Origin of the sequence: Pararobbsia alpina (assembly GCF_965118125.1) — a bacterium.
In the GTDB taxonomy this organism is placed as follows: domain Bacteria; phylum Pseudomonadota; class Gammaproteobacteria; order Burkholderiales; family Burkholderiaceae; genus Pararobbsia; species Pararobbsia alpina_A.
In genome coordinates this window covers 2,530,651-2,545,406 of record NZ_OZ221288.1, presented here as the reverse complement: position 1 = coordinate 2,545,406, position 14,756 = coordinate 2,530,651, and the positions used below count along the sequence as shown (strand labels likewise).

General features: G+C 59.8%; 17 protein-coding genes. 12 read left to right on the top strand and 5 right to left on the bottom strand.

From position 1 onward, the window contains the following. Positions 1 to 183 precede the first annotated feature (183 nt). The gene (locus ACMFWR_RS29395) at positions 184 to 543 is read left to right on the top strand and encodes a response regulator transcription factor (RefSeq protein ID WP_413195899.1); all 360 of its coding nucleotides are present in this window, start codon (positions 184 to 186) and stop codon (positions 541 to 543) included. A gap of 65 nt (positions 544 to 608) precedes the next feature. On the opposite strand, the gene ACMFWR_RS29390 is transcribed toward ACMFWR_RS29395, so the two are convergent. After that, entirely contained in the window at positions 609 to 1,439 is an 831-nt protein-coding gene (locus ACMFWR_RS29390) for a sensor histidine kinase (RefSeq protein ID WP_413195898.1), read from the bottom strand. Positions 1,440 to 1,657: 218 nt separating this feature from the next. Between ACMFWR_RS29390 and ACMFWR_RS29385 the strand changes: the two genes are divergently transcribed. Beyond that, the gene (locus tag ACMFWR_RS29385) at positions 1,658 to 2,443 is read left to right on the top strand and encodes an AraC family transcriptional regulator (RefSeq protein ID WP_413195897.1); all 786 of its coding nucleotides are present in this window, start codon (positions 1,658 to 1,660) and stop codon (positions 2,441 to 2,443) included. 256 nt (positions 2,444 to 2,699) lie between these two features. Beyond that, positions 2,700 to 3,362, top strand: coding sequence for a hypothetical protein (locus ACMFWR_RS29380; protein ID WP_413195896.1), 663 nt, complete (start codon positions 2,700 to 2,702; stop codon positions 3,360 to 3,362). On the opposite strand, the gene ACMFWR_RS29375 is transcribed toward ACMFWR_RS29380, so the two are convergent. Continuing rightward, the gene (locus tag ACMFWR_RS29375) at positions 3,352 to 3,819 is read right to left on the bottom strand and encodes a DUF3331 domain-containing protein (RefSeq protein ID WP_413195895.1); all 468 of its coding nucleotides are present in this window, start codon (positions 3,817 to 3,819) and stop codon (positions 3,352 to 3,354) included. The genes ACMFWR_RS29380 and ACMFWR_RS29375 overlap by 11 nt on opposite strands. 522 nt (positions 3,820 to 4,341) lie before the next feature. Next, positions 4,342 to 5,310, bottom strand: coding sequence for a cupin domain-containing protein (locus ACMFWR_RS29370; RefSeq protein WP_413195894.1), 969 nt, complete (start codon positions 5,308 to 5,310; stop codon positions 4,342 to 4,344). A gap of 200 nt (positions 5,311 to 5,510) precedes the next feature. Between ACMFWR_RS29370 and ACMFWR_RS29365 the strand changes: the two genes are divergently transcribed. From ACMFWR_RS29365 to ACMFWR_RS29350, 4 genes are all read left to right on the top strand, one after another. Further along, positions 5,511 to 6,110 (top strand): TetR/AcrR family transcriptional regulator, encoded by a 600-nt coding sequence (locus ACMFWR_RS29365; protein ID WP_413195893.1) that lies wholly within the window; start codon positions 5,511 to 5,513, stop codon positions 6,108 to 6,110. A 282-nt stretch (positions 6,111 to 6,392) separates the two neighbouring features. Beyond that, a complete protein-coding gene (locus ACMFWR_RS29360) occupies positions 6,393 to 7,223 on the top strand; it encodes a hypothetical protein (protein ID WP_413195892.1) in 831 nt (276 codons plus the stop codon). A 27-nt stretch (positions 7,224 to 7,250) separates the two neighbouring features. After that, on the top strand, positions 7,251 to 8,321 hold the full coding sequence (locus ACMFWR_RS29355) for a DUF4331 family protein (protein ID WP_413195891.1): 1,071 nt from the start codon (positions 7,251 to 7,253) through the stop codon (positions 8,319 to 8,321). Positions 8,322 to 8,335: 14 nt separating this feature from the next. Next, on the top strand, positions 8,336 to 9,019 hold the full coding sequence (locus ACMFWR_RS29350; RefSeq protein WP_413195890.1) for a cytochrome P460 family protein: 684 nt from the start codon (positions 8,336 to 8,338) through the stop codon (positions 9,017 to 9,019). 12 nt (positions 9,020 to 9,031) lie between these two features. Here the strand turns inward: ACMFWR_RS29350 and ACMFWR_RS29345 are convergent, their stop codons facing one another. Both ACMFWR_RS29345 and ACMFWR_RS29340 read right to left on the bottom strand, forming a co-directional pair. Then, positions 9,032 to 9,625, bottom strand: coding sequence for a TetR/AcrR family transcriptional regulator (locus ACMFWR_RS29345; RefSeq protein ID WP_413195889.1), 594 nt, complete (start codon positions 9,623 to 9,625; stop codon positions 9,032 to 9,034). A 171-nt stretch (positions 9,626 to 9,796) separates the two neighbouring features. Continuing rightward, positions 9,797 to 10,462, bottom strand: a complete 666-nt coding sequence (locus ACMFWR_RS29340) for a response regulator transcription factor (RefSeq protein WP_413195888.1) — start codon at positions 10,460 to 10,462, stop codon at positions 9,797 to 9,799. Positions 10,463 to 10,996: 534 nt separating this feature from the next. On the opposite strand from ACMFWR_RS29340, the gene ACMFWR_RS29335 reads away from it, so the two are divergent. The 5 genes from ACMFWR_RS29335 to ACMFWR_RS29315 all read left to right on the top strand — a co-directional run bounded on the left by ACMFWR_RS29335 (position 10,997) and on the right by ACMFWR_RS29315 (position 14,705). After that, a complete protein-coding gene (locus ACMFWR_RS29335; RefSeq protein ID WP_413195887.1) occupies positions 10,997 to 11,920 on the top strand; it encodes a DNA-3-methyladenine glycosylase family protein in 924 nt (307 codons plus the stop codon). 376 nt (positions 11,921 to 12,296) lie between these two features. After that, a complete protein-coding gene (locus tag ACMFWR_RS29330) occupies positions 12,297 to 12,848 on the top strand; it encodes a carboxymuconolactone decarboxylase family protein (RefSeq protein WP_413195886.1) in 552 nt (183 codons plus the stop codon). Positions 12,849 to 13,035: 187 nt separating this feature from the next. Next, positions 13,036 to 13,428 carry a RidA family protein gene (locus ACMFWR_RS29325; RefSeq protein ID WP_413195885.1) on the top strand — a complete coding sequence of 131 codons (393 nt, stop codon included), beginning with the start codon at positions 13,036 to 13,038 and terminating at the stop codon, positions 13,426 to 13,428. 350 nt (positions 13,429 to 13,778) lie between these two features. Next, positions 13,779 to 14,297: a DUF1993 domain-containing protein gene (locus ACMFWR_RS29320; RefSeq protein ID WP_413195884.1), complete on the top strand. Its 519-nt coding sequence runs from the start codon at positions 13,779 to 13,781 to the stop codon at positions 14,295 to 14,297. A 93-nt stretch (positions 14,298 to 14,390) separates the two neighbouring features. Beyond that, a complete protein-coding gene (locus ACMFWR_RS29315; RefSeq protein ID WP_413195883.1) occupies positions 14,391 to 14,705 on the top strand; it encodes a high-potential iron-sulfur protein in 315 nt (104 codons plus the stop codon). The last annotated feature ends 51 nt before the right edge of the window (positions 14,706 to 14,756 follow it).

The following is a 14,756-nucleotide window of genomic DNA, read 5'->3' as shown; positions in this document are numbered from 1 at the left end:
ATTAATTAAGATACCTACGTATAGTCTTTGAAAATACTGATTGATGTATTATCGGCTCGCCCTTCGCTATGACCTGCATTCGCGACAATGCTTGACGCAATTCCACGCCCGAGAACCTGATCCATGCATTTCGAAAGTCATCGATTTTTTCGTACGGCAGGGGATACTGGATACTCGAATCCGATGATTGCCATCATTGACGATGATGAATCTGTCAGGGTCGCTTTGCAGAATTGCGCCGAGTCCTATGACCTATCTGCCTTGATCTACGCAAGCGCAGAGGAATTCCTGGCCGCTCATCCACAGCCAGGTCTCACCTGCATCGTCACCGACATACAAATGCCCGGGATGGGTGGCCTGGCGCTACACGCCCATCTAAAACGGACAGGCAGCACGATCCCGATCGTGTTCATCACCGCGTTTGCAGACGAGGCCATCGAGCGCGTCGCTCTGGAAAGCGGTGTAGCCGGATTTTTTACCAAGCCATTTAGCGCCGATGCCCTGATGCAGCGTCTATGGACACTGAGCGCGGCCAAGCGCTGACGCCGGGCGCGCTGCAACGCATCCGGCGGCAGCGCCCGTTTTAGATCACTGCATGACGTGCGCGTTCAAGTGTCGGACGTCGTCTCCCCTCCTGGCACGAATTCCGGCGCGCACGGCATCGTAAATCGAAACGTGGCGCCCTCGTGTTGGCCAGGCAGTCCTTCAATGGATCCGCCATGCGCCTCGACGATGGATCTCGAGATCGCGAGCCCCATTCCCATGCCGTCGGGCTTGGTCGTGAACAGCGGATCGAAGAGGCACCGTGCGATCTCCGCGTCGAACCCTGCACCGTTGTCGCGGATTTCCACACACACCATGCCCCGGCCGTTGCCGTAAGTCTCCACCTCGAGGCACCGTCGACGTTCTGTCGTGGTCGCCAGCGACTCCATGGCATTGCGCATCAGATTGAACACGACTTGCTCGAGCTGCACGCGGTTGCACTGGAGCAGACAGGGCTCGCCAATCCGAAGATCGAGCTCGATCCGATCCTGCTCCAACTCAGCTTGCAACTGCGTCACGATGCATTCAATCGTTTCCTTCAGGTCAACCGTCGTGCGACCCGAAGGGCAATTGGAAGTCAGCGTCTTGAGCCCCCTGACCACACCGACGACACGATCTGCTTCACGTGTCGTGCGCTGGGCCGCTTGCAATGCCTGCGCCACATCGGGCACTGGCCTGGACAACCAGCGCACACATGTTTCGGCATTGGTGAGCACTGCGCTAAGCGGCTGATTCACCTCATGCACGATCGACGCCGCAAGCTGCCCCACGGTCAGGCTATTGCGGCTCGCGCGCGTCAACGCACTGTCATGCGCGGCAAGCAAGTCCTCGACATGTTCACGGCGTGCGACCTCTCTTGCAAGCCGAGCGCGAAGGCGCGCATTGTCCGCAAGCACGGAAAAGAGTCGAAGTGGATTCACTAATATGGGCAATCGCGATTCTGAAATGATGTAGATCGGAGTCGTGCTGCCAACCGTCAGCTCGATTTTCCGCTTGACGGGCTAAGGCCATGCAGCAATGGGCGATAGCAGCGAGGTCATGTCATCCCCGCATTGAATGAGAGTCTAAACTGACTGTATTCTCGCGTACGGACATCATTCGTCGAATATCTGACATGCGACGCAGTACGAACCCTTCGGACTATCAACACACACCCCACGTCGCCGCGGTCATGGCCAAGCAGTTCTGCGACGGCTTTGAAATTGCGCCCCACTGGCACAAGCGTCATCAATTGATCTGGGCAACAACCGGAGTCATGGAGATCGAAGCCGCGGAGGGGACGTGGGTCGTGCCGACCAATCGGGCATTGTGGGTGCCGGCCACGCACGTGCACTCCCTGCGCATGGCGGGTGCTGTCGAAATGCGCTCGCTCTATCTTGAGCCAGGCACTGGGCGCACCCCCTCCCAGGTCAAGCTCGTGGCCGTCTCCGCTTTGCTCGCGGCGCTGCTGTCGGAGGCTGCGTCATGGTCACTCGACCGCAACGATCGTCGCGCCGATCTGGTCACCGAGCTCATACTCGACGAGTTGACTGAACTCGCCGACAAGCCCATTCAACTGCCCGATCCGGTCGACGAGAGACTGCGCTCTGTCTGCGATGCATTGCGTCGCTCACCCGGCAGTCGATGGACGCTCGAGCAATGGGCTGACACGGTGGGCGTGAGCGCCCGCACGTTAGCGCGCCTCTTCGCCCAGGAAACGAAGATGCGCTTCCACGACTGGCGTCACCAGGCGCGATTGACTCACGCACTGGTCAAGCTTGCCAACGGCCATTCCGTCGCATCGATTGCCGACGAGCTCGGGTATCGCAGTCCCAGCGCGTTTACCCACGCATTTCGCCGCACGCTCGGCTTCACACCCGCGCACTACCTTGCCAGGCAGCTTTCGGACCGAGACTTCTAGCTTCATTGTTTGAGCGTCGTGCGCATCATTGTGAGTGACGCGGGCATTGAGGACAGACGTGCACTGGTGCACTATGGGCGAGCTTGATCGCACCGTTCGATACGGTGCGATCGCGCATTGCTATTGATTGACAAATGGGCTTGCCATGCCAAAGACCTGGTCCGTGCGAAGCGCTGAAAACTTCGGGAGAGTACGACTCTCGCGGTCGTTCTTCATGCGCGATTTTCTTCACAGCGAAATCGCCTCTATCGAGGGGATGCAGAATCTTCCCGACGATCCGGCGCTCGCGATTCTCGCGGGCCGAGGTCTTTGCGAGAACCTGCTCGAGCCACTCCAGGCGACGTTCGGCCGCCTCGCAGTCCGCTCGGCCTATCGATCACCGGAGGTCAATGCATTCGGGTGCATTAACCGCCTGAGCTGCGCTTCGAACGAAAAGAATCTCGCACGGCATACCTGGGATCGCAGAGATAAAAAAGGAATGGGGGCGCTCACCACCATTGTGATTCCCTGGCTTGTCGACATGATGGCCACGGGGACTCCATGGCAAGCCATGGCCTGGTGGATTCACGACAATTTGCCGTACAGCGAGCTTCAATTTTTCCCTAAGCTCGGTGCCTTCAATATCGGCTGGCACGAAGTCCCGCGCAAGACGATTTATAGCTATGTCGAACCGCGCGGTTATCTTAGCCGTCCGGGGTTTGCCAATCACGAGGGAAACCACTCGCATCTCTATGAAGGGTTTCCGCGGCTTGTCCGCACCGAACCAATGTTTCCGACCGCACTCAGGAAGGTTCAAGCTTCGCTTGCCTTCGATACGCGGATCGAAGGCAACGCGTTGCGCCCTGATGCCGCCAGCGAGTATGAGGCATCACGCGTAGCGGGCGACACGTATGACGACGCTGACCTGCTTAACGTCTAGCGCGTCGGGTCAACTGGTGGCAATCCACGCCAAGACCGTCGTCATGGTTGCGCTTGAGCGCCGCCTCGACTTCCGTCGCGCTGATCATTGCGTCGGCGTTCGATGGCGACGGACGCAGCGGGATGGGTCGGTAGATGGCCTCTCCTCGACTAATCGCGCCGCCACTGACTGCACAACGCCCACGTTCAGGTGCGCGCCCGATTCGCCATATCTGGCAAACGTAGTTGCAGACGGTCGAATCACTCCAGTCAACGACGATCGTCACATCCGTTAGCCGCTCGCGCACGAAGACCTGAGCGTTCTCGTGCGAGTGTCGAGCGGCCGGAGTCCGACGCGGGTCGCTGAGTCTTGCGTGACTGGGTGCTTTGCGCTCGAAGGCGCTACAACGGTAATTCCCCGACTCGCGCGTAAGCAGATGCACGGTCTCCATCCAGGGATCAAAAGTCTTGGTCAGCATGGGGACGTCCTTCAGTTGCCAGGCGCAGACCACACCTTAACCAGAAACGACCAGTCTGCGAGTCACTGTATTGGACCCCAATGCGAAACACTCAGCAAACGCAAAGAGGTATGGCCTGCTCGCATGCTCGTATAGTGTGCAAATACGCTGGTATGCAACGCGAGTCGCTCCACCGTACCGCATGTTTTTATTCGAGCCAACACACGATATACGAACGTATATCTGCCCATACCGATTCGCCATTGCACTTTCCTTAGGCGTGCTTGTCCCGGCGTTAGCACGCGCGTAAGGTCCTGCTCGCAACCAGAGCCTCGCCCGTCAACGGTGTCTGCCAGACTTCCTCGATGTGCGATGCGAGGAGACACATTTAATCGAAAAGATACAGAGGGGGCGGCGGTGTCTATTCCTGGCTGTCGAGGCGCGCTCATGTCACTTCGATCGGAAAAGCGGCTGGCACGTGATACCCCGCGTGGAAAGCGATTCGCCGACGTCAGTCCGTCAGGTGTCTTTCGTCCGGGTCGCTCAGGCCTTGCCACCCATCAGCTCGGCGTGCGCACGCGCTCGCCATTGAGCGGGCGTCAGACCCGTGTGCTTTTTGAAGACTCTCTGGAAAGCCGCGCCGGACTGATACCCGACATCGAGTCCGACATGGATGACGGGCAGCGTCGTTTGCGCGAGCTTGCGTCCCGCAACGGCCATTCGAATTTCGAACAACAGATCGTTGGCCGACTTTCCCATTGCGTCATTGAAGTGCCGGGCGAATGTCGCACGGGACATATGGCAAAGCGCGGCAAGCTCGTCCTGGGTCCAGGCGCGGCCAGGATCGTCGAACATCGCGGTCAACGCGGCCTGCAATCGCGGTTGTTGCGACAAGGCGAGCACGCCATAACCATTTTGACCGCTCTCTCCCGCGAAACGCAGGGTCAAGCCGAACAATGCGGCGGACAAGTGATTGACGAGCGCATTGCTGCCGGCACTTTGCTCAAGCGCCTCCTCACGCATCATTTCGATCAGTCTGACCAGGCGGTTACCCGACAGCGTGCTGGTGAGCGGATCGACCTCCGTGGCCGGGCCAGACAGACTGTGTACGAGCAGTCGCCCCGGCAACTGATCGCGCAGCAAGTGGCGGGACGCGAGAGGAATAAGAAAGCGCCCGCACAACAGATCGGTAGGAGCGCCTGCCCCGTGATTCGTCACGACCGCGTGCATGCCTTCCGGCTCGCGCGAATGGGCGATGGGCGTTTCGCCAGATCCGTCATGCATGTAGTGCGCAGCGCCCGACGGGAACATCAGCACGTCGCCCGCACGCATGCGGATGGGCTCGCCCGCATCGTCCTCGACGACCGATACGCCGCGCAGGAGGATGTGATACGGGATCTCGTGACTTTCAGAGACCTGATGAAAAAGACGCCACGGAGACCCGAACTGGCATCGCAGATCGAGCGTTCCGGACACGGGCATCAAACCCAACAAACGATCGAGAAGATCCATTTGAGACGATTGAGCATCATTTTGCGCAAGTATGGCATAACCACCCGTCGCCGCATCGCTAGACTCGACATAGGCTCAGACGTTCATCGCGTGTCGCGCCCCCGATACAACGCATCATCCGCAAGCGTTGGTCGAACGCGCCGCTTCGCTCGCCCCCATTCCGTGTCGCAGTCGAACACGTAGCACGAGGACGATCGAACATGTCAGAACTTGATTGGAATGATGACGCCGCGGCACTCGATGCCGTCATGCATTACTTCTGGACTCATGGATACGAAGCGAGCGACATCGACGCTCTTGCGCTTAGCGCGGGTCTGAAACGCGAAGACCTGCTGCATCGCTTCGGCAATAAACATGCACTGTTTCGCAAAGCGGTCGATCACTACCTCGACGTTGGCTTCGATCGTGAGCTCGAGTCGTTCGAAACCGGGCGCGCGCCGCTCGCGACGCTTGGCGCCGTATTCGATGAAATCGTCGCCCCGCCCGATTCCTCGCTGGCCGTGGGTGGCCGCGTGCGATTCAGCAGCGGGCTTGACGTCGCTCCGTATGACACGGTATTCCAGCAAGCCATAGCCGATGTGCTCGTCAAATTTCAGACCTTTCTCCGCAACCGCATCGCTGCAGGGCAGCAGCAAGGCGCGATATCGAACGCGTCGAGCCCCGATGATCTCGCAAAGCTTCTGCTCGGCGCGATGATCGGCGCTCGTGTACTTGCGCGCATGCAACCGAAGCGGGACGAGCTCGTGGCGATCGCTCGCAGCGCCCTTTCGATTCTGACAGACGACGAAACCCAGGCATGAGATCGAAGTCGTCCACACGATCTAGATCACGACACAGCGATATGCAACCGTGTCGCTTACGATTCTTACCCGCTTCGCATCACGATACCTTGGTATAACTTCACTAAGCCCGTACGCTCTGGATTGATACGAATCGAATGTTGATGGCACAGGCCGGTGTGCTGTGTAATTTCTGACGTTCTTTGCAGCGAGTCGAAACGTGTGATTCCACTCGTCCAAAGGCAACGTAGAGATGACGCACTCCGCCTTGCGCGCTCGCCAACTTTCCGTTCGGAGTGATCGATGAAGCACAATCGTAGTGACTTGCCGCACGCATCAACGACGAGCCTGACCGACTCGGGCACGGTATCGCGCCGTGCGTTCCTCGGCGCGGCCGCCGCAGTTGCGCTGCCGCTTGTGGTCGGAACAAGCGCCGCCCACGCCGTACTGCTGTCTCAGGCAAAGACGGTCCTGGGCGTCGGATCACCACCCGCCCATTTCAAGCACGATATTTACGCTTTCCACGGACACACCACTGATCGCTGCGTCCTCGCTGTCACCGTTCGTACGGTGAGCGACGCGGGTTTCGCCCTGCAGGCGCGTCCCGCGGCCGTCACGTTTCGCACGCGTGATCGCGAATGGCCGGTCGGCTTGGCAGGTGCCGATGCGCGCCCCGACTACGACACCGAGGGTGCCCATCGCGCATTCTCGGGCTTCGTGCAGTCCGTCGGCAACGACCGGGCCGACGCCATTCACGCGGTCGTGCTGGAGTTGCCGATCGCCGAGGTCATGGCAAACAACGTTGAAGAACAGCACGTGTGGGCCGAGATCCGCCTTGAGACAGGCCAGGTGTTGCGCGCGGGCAATCCGTTCGCCTCGCACCTTGCACGCGGCGGCGCGGTCAGCAATCCGCCTCGCGCCGCGCAACTCGCGCGGCACGACGGCCTCAGTTTCAAGCCAGGCCAACCCGTGGGCTTCACGTACGCCGACCAGAATGGTCGTCACCCCGCAGACCACGTCGACGCAGTCGTCGACACCTTGCTGTTCGGCCGCGCGTCGGACATCACCGCACGTTCCGCGCTTGCCTGGCGCGACATGTTCCCCTACTTCGTGCCGGCCACGCTCGCCGCGTGATCACGACTTCTTTCCTTGAGGTTTCGCATGTCTCACCATTTCGATACTCCGACGGGTCGTGAAGATCCTCGCCTCAATCTGTGCGATTTCTACCTGTTCCGCCGCTCACCCGGCACGGTCGTCATGGCCATGACCGTCAACCCGGGTGCAGGTGCGGCCGCGCCGGACAGCTTCCGCGATGACGAGGGCATCTATGCGTTTCGCTTTGACCTCAACGGCGATGCACGGGAAGAACTGACTTTCAAAGTGCGATTCGGCGCCGTTCAGCATGCCGACGGCGACGAACATCGCCACGTGCAACACTTCGATGTTCGCCGGGCAACCGGGCACCATGCGCGAGCCGGAGCGGACGGCGAAGTCATCGCAGCGGGCATGACCGGTGAAGTCGTCTCGATGCCCAACGGGGTGAAAGTGTATGCGGGCCTCGCCCCGGACCTGTTTGCCGGCGACGGCAAAGCGCTCGGCGTTTTCCGCAAGGCGCTGTTTGAAGAAAATCGGTTCGCTCCCGAAGCCTTTCAGAATCGCCAAAACTTCTTTGCCGGACACAACGTCACCGCCATCGTGATCGAGATGCCCGTGTCCATGATCGGACACGGAACAGTGCACGCGTGGGCGTCGATCTCTCTCTACGGCCACGCACCCGAAGTCCAGGTCGCGCGCTGGGGCTTTCCGCTGATCACGAATATCTTTATCCCGGATCAGAACATGCGTGAGGCCTATAACCGCGCTCAACCGTCGGAAGATCTCGAGCGCTTCGCCCCTCAGATCGGAAGCGTCGCCGAAAAGCTTGCCGGGCTCGCCGGATCCGCGGCGAATCCTTCGGACTACGCGAAGCAGCTCATTGCGCGTCTCTGCCCGACGGTGCTCCCCTATACGCTTGACACCGATGCGGCATTTGATTTCGCCGGATTCAATGGACGAGCCTTGTCCGACGATGTCATGGACGTCATGTTGACGCTCGCCACGAACACGGCGCTCGCGGACGGCGTCGCTCCCGACAAGACGAATATTCGCGACGCATTCCCCTACTTCGGCGAGCCGTTTCACAACGCCGCGGCGGCCGATCCATCGACCACCGCGACACCGAAGAAATGGTAAAGCGAGGTGCAAGCATGAATCGCAAAATGTGGGCAACGTTCATTTCAGGCGGCGCGCTCGCGGCGTGCATCGCAGCGAGCATCGGGGCAGTGGCGGCATCGTCCGAGAGCCCTGCCAACGCGTCGTCGACCACCGTCGTCAGAGCCGCATTCGACCCGCAAGGCCGTGCGATCCTGCCGGTCGGCTATCGCCAATGGCAGCACGTCGGCACGCGCTATAAGCCCGACGGCCTCAACATCCTCGACGGTCTGCCTGCCAAGACACCCGAGATCTTGAATGCCTATGTCGAACCCAGCGCGTTCGCCGCGTTCGAAAAAACAGGCAAATGGCCCGATGGTGCGCAAATCGTCAAAGAGTTCAGCGCTGTCCAGGTCGGCGAAGGCTGCGATGAGCAAACCCACGTCTGCACGAACAAGCTTGGCCGTGGGCTATACGAGTCCGGTTACATCGGCCTTGGCATGATGGTGAAAGACGCCAAGCGGTTTCCGGACTCGCCAGGCAATTGGGGTTATTTCAGCTTTGGACATAAGCCCATGCCGTATGACCCGGTCGCCACCGTTCGTACGCGCGCACAGTGCTCGCAATGTCACGAGAACCTGGCCTCCGACACAGACTATGTGATTTCACGGGCGCACATCGGACTCGATGACCATTCCGGATTGCGCTTGCCTACCGGGTCCGGGTCAGGTACCCCCTGAGTTCACGACGCGTCAAACGGCGACACGACCATCGAGCATCGTCAACGCGGCACGCACGAGCCCTTCAAGCAATTTGCGTTCAGGGCGCGTGCGCGCCAGCACCCGCAGTCCGAGAAACACGCTCAGAAGCAACCGCGCAAGATCGTCGGTCGGCATCGACGCGGCGATCGTGCCATCCCTCTGGCCGGCGGCAATGCTCCGGCGGAAGAAAGTCTCGACGTCGACGAGCACCTTCGAGACGACTTCCCGGAACTCGGAATCATGCGGCGCAAGTTCCAGTGCCGAGTTCACGACCATGCAGCCCTTTCGCTCATGGTCGGTCAGCGATCGCTCGACGATCTCACCCAGAAAATGCTTGATCGCTTCGCGCGCCGGCAGCTTTGAGAAACGACGCACCGGCTCCGCGTAGGTCTGCTCGATGTAGTAATGGAGCGTCCGGGCGAATAGTGCGCGCTTGTCACCGAACGTGTTGTACAGGCTCGCGCTTGTGATCTGCATCGCGCCCGCCAGATCCCGTACGGAACTCGCCTCGTAGCCGTGCGTCCAGAAGTGAAGCAACGCTGCATCGAGTGCACCAGGTTCATCGAATTCTTTCGGCCGCGCCATGAGAGGTTCCTTGCTCGTCGCAGGCGATGGAGGAAGTCTGCACTCCCTCTCCCAGCCCGCCCGGCGCCTTCATTCTAGCAATACGCTCACGGCAGGGTGCGTCACCCCCGCGCATCGTAGCTGCCACGCGGGTCTTGATTGTTTTTCTGTGCTTGCGCTTGTCGTGCCGTCTTATCGGCTGGTCTGAATCCGCTCTTCCATCTTGACGAGTTCGGCAAAGGACTTCGCCTTCATTTTCGTCATCAGCTGTCGTCGATGGACCTTGACTGTGATCTCACTCAAATTGAGTTCGGATGCAATTTGCTTGTTCATGAGTCCGCGTGCGACGAGGGAGAACACCTTCTGCTCGCGCACCGTCAGCGACTCGTATCGCGAGCGCAAGTCGCGCTGCATATGCATGGCTTCGCGATCCGCCCTGTCGTGCATCAGCGCCGAACGTACGGCATCGATCAAGTGCTGGTCCCGGAACGGCTTGGACAAGAAGTCCCGCGCACCTGCCTTCATCGCCTGAACCGTCATTTCGACATCGCCGTGCCCGGTCACAAAAATGATGGGCACGCGAACGCCGGAGGTGGTGAGCACTTGCTGCAACTCAAGACCACCGACGCCGGGCATGCGGACATCGACGATCAGGCAGTTCGGCAATTGCGCCGACTCGCTCTCAAGCGTCTTGAGGCGATGCAGCAAGGAAACCGCTGAGGCATAGGGTTCGACGGCCACGCCGACGGAGGCCAGCAGGCCGGCGATCGCCTCTCGAACAGACGCATCATCGTCGACCACGTAAACGAGTGGGCTCGTGTCCGTTAGCGCGTCATTGAGGTGGGCCTGCGTATTCACGACCGTTTCCTTTTGCCGTTTCGTATGAGCATTGACTCCAGAACGATGCACCGACGAACCTGCTGGTCGCGACGCACGCAAAATATCGACGCGGGCCAGCTTGGGCGAGCCCGAGCTTGGGACGTCGTTGATCGACGCATTCGCCGGCGAGCAATTTAATGCGCGGCGCGATGGGCCACGAATCGTCGCAAACGTATCTGGGTCGATATCAGAATGTACTTTCGGCATTCTAGATCGATCGATTTAAAATGCAAGCCCAAGAGAAAGAATGACTCCAATCGCGTATTGAACAGACAAAATTGTGCGATCCACTGCAAGCGATAATCCTCCTGAGACATCGTCGTGTCATCAAGTGTCCCTCTGTTTTGGCTGCAAGTTCGACACGAATCACCCCGGACTCCAAAGCACATCACCAGGACACCTTGCGCGCGCGACGAGACTACGCTTGGAGACTTTGACTTTGCTCGCTCGCACGTCGCGGCTCCAGGCATGAATCCGGTGAATGACGACTCGCGGCCTCGCACATCACAAGACATGACATCCCGTTTCAGTTCAAGCTCCATCACACTTGAGTTGCCCTACGAGCCGCCGCTCGACTGGGCTCATATGCTGCGATTCTTCGCGGGCCGGGCATCGACCGGTGTTGAAACGGTCGAGGGCGAACACTATCGGCGTGCCATCGAATGGGACGGTGCAAGCGGAACACTCGACGTCGTCCGCCACGCTCGCAAGCACTGCCTGGTCGCACGCATCGAAGGCGAGGTCTGCCAATACGCTGAAGCGCTCATCGCTCCGCTAAAACGCCTGTTCGATCTCGACGCGAGTCCGGCGGCCATCGCGCGTTGTTTGTCCGCTGATCCGTGGCTCGCTTCGTTGATCGCGACGTCGCCCGGTTTGCGAGTGCCAGGTGCGTGGTCTGGTTTTGAGCTGGTGGTCAGGACAATTGTCGGACAGCAAGTCAGTGTCAAGGGTGCGTCGACGATCACGAACCGTATCGTCGAGCGCGCGGGCAAACGCGTTCAGTCACACGCACACGATGGAACGGCATGGCAATTCCCTACGCCGTCCGAGCTCGCCGCAGCGGACCTGACCGGGGTCGGCATGCCGACAAAGCGCATCGCCGCAGTCCAGAACTTCGCACGCGCTGTTGCGGACGGCCGAGTGCCGATTGACGTTCCGAACGCCGACCTCGGCACGGTTCGCGAATCCATGCTGGCGTTACCCGGCATCGGCCCATGGACGGTCGAGTATGTTGCAATGCGCGCACTTCGCGATCCCGATGCATGGCCAGGCTCCGACCTCGTGCTGATGCAGGCCATCGCTCGCCGCGACCCCGCACTCACAGGACTCAGGCAGCAGAACAGCCGGTCAGAAAACTGGCGACCCTATCGTGCCTACGCGGCGATGCATGTGTGGAACGGCGTCGCGCTGGAAGCGGGCGTCGCACGCGGCGGTTGACCACCCGGGAACTCCGACCGGGTCTTTCCATTCACGATACGTTCGCGCGCTATACGTATGTATATTGCAGCGCGACGCCCCCCTTTCTAAGCTTCCCTCCGAACGCTTCGCGTTCCGCACCCGTTCGCTCTGTTGAGCCGCGCACCCTGTGCCGGCCCTTCGATTCACGAACAAGGATCAAAGACACAATCGCCGGACTTTCTGTTGGGTCGGCACGCCTACGATAGCAACTGTTGAACAGGCATTCACTCTTAGCGGTTTCCAAGAATCCTTGCCTGCTTTGCTTAGCGCGACCTTGTCGATCCAAGACGTTTGAGAAGGTCGCAGATATTGATCCTGTGGAGCGCGCAACGCTCTCAACTCAATGGAGCTTTAAATGTCACTGATTCCCGTCCCGACCCGCGAAGAGATTCCCGAAGCATCGCACGCGATTTACGATCAGCTCAAGAAGACGCTCGGCGGACGCGTCCCGAACATGTTCAGCATTCTGTCGCTGAGCCCCAACGCGCTCGATGGCGTGCGCCATCTCCAGGGCTCACTGGCCAAGACGCTCAACGTCCGTACCCGTCATTTGATTTCTCTGGCCGTATCGCAAGTCAACGGATGCCAATACTGCCTTTCGGCCCACACCTACACGAGCGGCCTGTCGAAGATGACGCCCGAAGAAATTCTGCTCGGACGCCAGGGCAAGGCTGCGGATCCGAAGGAACACGCCGCCGCTGCATTCGCCAAAAAGCTCGTCGAGCTTCGTGGCAAGGTGCCGGCCGAAGATGTCATCGGCTTGCGCTCAGCGGGGTACACCGACGCCGAGATCATCGAGATCATTTCCCTCTGCGCTCAGTTCCTGCTGACCAATTTCATCAACAACGCGATCGACCCGGACGTGGACTTCCCCGCTGTCGACGTGGAACTCGGGGCAACTGCCTGAGGCACTTGCATCAAGTCGTGTGTTCGATCGTCAACGTCAGGTCCCTGCACACTGCGCGCGGCATCCGTGCGCTGGCGCGGCACGGTGTGTATGGACTCATGACGCTCGAACACGACCGCATTCTTTCACCCAGGCGCGCTTGACCCAGATAGATCGACGCGCCGTTCGATTCCAAAGGTTTCTGATCATGTCCCACACGCTCCACAAGATTGGCGTCTCGAGCCAGATCGGCGTCTATAGCGATGCCACCGAAGTCGGTCCGAATCAACGATGGCTGTTTACAGCGGGCACGCCTGGCCTGCATCCCGATGGCACGTTGCCGCCGGACATTACCGGTCAATCACAGCAAGCCTGGGAAAACATCATGGCCATCCTGAACAAGGCCGGGATGGATGTGACGGATATCGTCAAGGTGACCACCTCGCTGCTCGATGCGAAGTATGTCGGCGACTACGCCAAAGTCCGCAAGGAATTTCTGAAGGGCTATGAGCCGGCGTTCATGCTGCAAATCATCCCCGGACTCATCTGGCCCGAAGTGCTCGTCGAGATTGAAGTCATTGCTGCCAAGAAAGCAGACTGATCCCAGGCGCATACGTGTCGGAAGCATCCGCTCAAGCGGTGCTTCCGCCTCACACAAAACCGGACGCGTCGCCTTTGCCTGAGCACGCCGACGTTGTAGCAGCCATCAGCACCCCGCAACGCGCAACCCGCATCGCATAAGCCGCATCGCGGAAGCGGCGCGGCGCCTTCAAACGCGCCAACGTATCGCTTTCGATACGTGCGTATAACGTGAAGCGGCGCCGGGTTCATCGCGATACTTCTGTATAGCCAATCGTCCCTTCCGACCATTGCTATCCCGAACCGGATTTCCTTCAATAGAGCAAGCCTGCAAATGTGCTGGCATTGACCACCCGAAGGAGGGTCCGAATCGTGAGCGTTTCCATGTACCGCGCATCCATTCCAGTGCTTGTGCGCGGCCTGTCTGTGCTGAGCTCCCTGATCGTCAAGGGCGAGGAATACGCAAAGCTCAAGGGCCTCGAAGAGCGCACGCTGATCGAAGCGCGGCTGTTCGAAGACATGATGCCGTTTTCTGGCCAGATCCAATTTGCCACCGATACGGCGCGCCTGTCCGGCGAACGCCTCTCGGGCGTAGAGGCCCCGCGCTTCGATCCGACGGAGTCGACCTTTGCGCAGCTTCGCGAACGCATTGATCGGTCGACGGACTATCTCTTGAGTCTCAAGCCGGAGCGCCTGGAAGACAGCGCGTCGCGTGCCGTGACGATCAAGGTCGATGGCGCGCCCAAGGAGTTTCGCGGCGACGACTACCTGCTCATGTTCGGCGTTCAGAACTTCTTCTTTCACGTCACCACGGCCTACAACATCCTGCGACACAACGGCGTGCCGATCGGCAAGGCCGACTTCCTGGGAAGCTACGCAGACTATCCCTGAAAGCAGACTCGATGCGCCACCGTGCGGCAGGGTTACGTCGCGTTCTCGCGTGAGCCCGCCGCACCCGCTCAAATGCCTTTGCTGGAGTTGCCCATGCCGTCTAATCGCCGCCAGTTTCTCGTGACTACCGCGATGCTGTCCGCATCGCTCAGCTTGCCGCGCGTTGCCCTTTCCGACGACGCGATGGTGTCCGAGTCGGACTCGAATGCACAGGCCCTCGGCTATCGGGCCGATGCGACTACGGTCGACAAGGCCAAGTACCCGAAGTATGCGTCCGGTCAAATGTGTTCGACCTGTCAGTTTTATCAAGGCGCAGCTGCGGACCCCACCGCGCCCTGCCCGCTTTTCGGCACGAAGCGTGTGTCCGGGAAAGGGTGGTGCAACAGTTACATCAAGAAAGCGGCCTGATTCCGGACTTAGCGCGTCGTATCCGGGACTTCCTGCACAGCGAGAACCCAC

Coding starts and splice junctions, on each gene's coding strand:
- ACMFWR_RS29355 (WP_413195891.1), top strand. CDS start 7,251: ATGTCTCACCATTTCGATACTCCGACGGGTCGTGAAGATCCTCGCCTC.
- ACMFWR_RS29380 (WP_413195896.1), top strand. CDS start 2,700: ATGCAGAATCTTCCCGACGATCCGGCGCTCGCGATTCTCGCGGGCCGA.
- ACMFWR_RS29375 (WP_413195895.1), bottom strand. CDS start 3,819: ATGCTGACCAAGACTTTTGATCCCTGGATGGAGACCGTGCATCTGCTT.
- ACMFWR_RS29330 (WP_413195886.1), top strand. CDS start 12,297: ATGTCACTGATTCCCGTCCCGACCCGCGAAGAGATTCCCGAAGCATCG.
- ACMFWR_RS29345 (WP_413195889.1), bottom strand. CDS start 9,625: ATGGCGCGGCCGAAAGAATTCGATGAACCTGGTGCACTCGATGCAGCG.
- ACMFWR_RS29385 (WP_413195897.1), top strand. CDS start 1,658: ATGCGACGCAGTACGAACCCTTCGGACTATCAACACACACCCCACGTC.
- ACMFWR_RS29315 (WP_413195883.1), top strand. CDS start 14,391: ATGCCGTCTAATCGCCGCCAGTTTCTCGTGACTACCGCGATGCTGTCC.
- ACMFWR_RS29395 (WP_413195899.1), top strand. CDS start 184: ATGATTGCCATCATTGACGATGATGAATCTGTCAGGGTCGCTTTGCAG.
- ACMFWR_RS29365 (WP_413195893.1), top strand. CDS start 5,511: ATGTCAGAACTTGATTGGAATGATGACGCCGCGGCACTCGATGCCGTC.
- ACMFWR_RS29350 (WP_413195890.1), top strand. CDS start 8,336: ATGAATCGCAAAATGTGGGCAACGTTCATTTCAGGCGGCGCGCTCGCG.
- ACMFWR_RS29325 (WP_413195885.1), top strand. CDS start 13,036: ATGTCCCACACGCTCCACAAGATTGGCGTCTCGAGCCAGATCGGCGTC.
- ACMFWR_RS29360 (WP_413195892.1), top strand. CDS start 6,393: ATGAAGCACAATCGTAGTGACTTGCCGCACGCATCAACGACGAGCCTG.
- ACMFWR_RS29335 (WP_413195887.1), top strand. CDS start 10,997: ATGACATCCCGTTTCAGTTCAAGCTCCATCACACTTGAGTTGCCCTAC.
- ACMFWR_RS29370 (WP_413195894.1), bottom strand. CDS start 5,310: ATGGATCTTCTCGATCGTTTGTTGGGTTTGATGCCCGTGTCCGGAACG.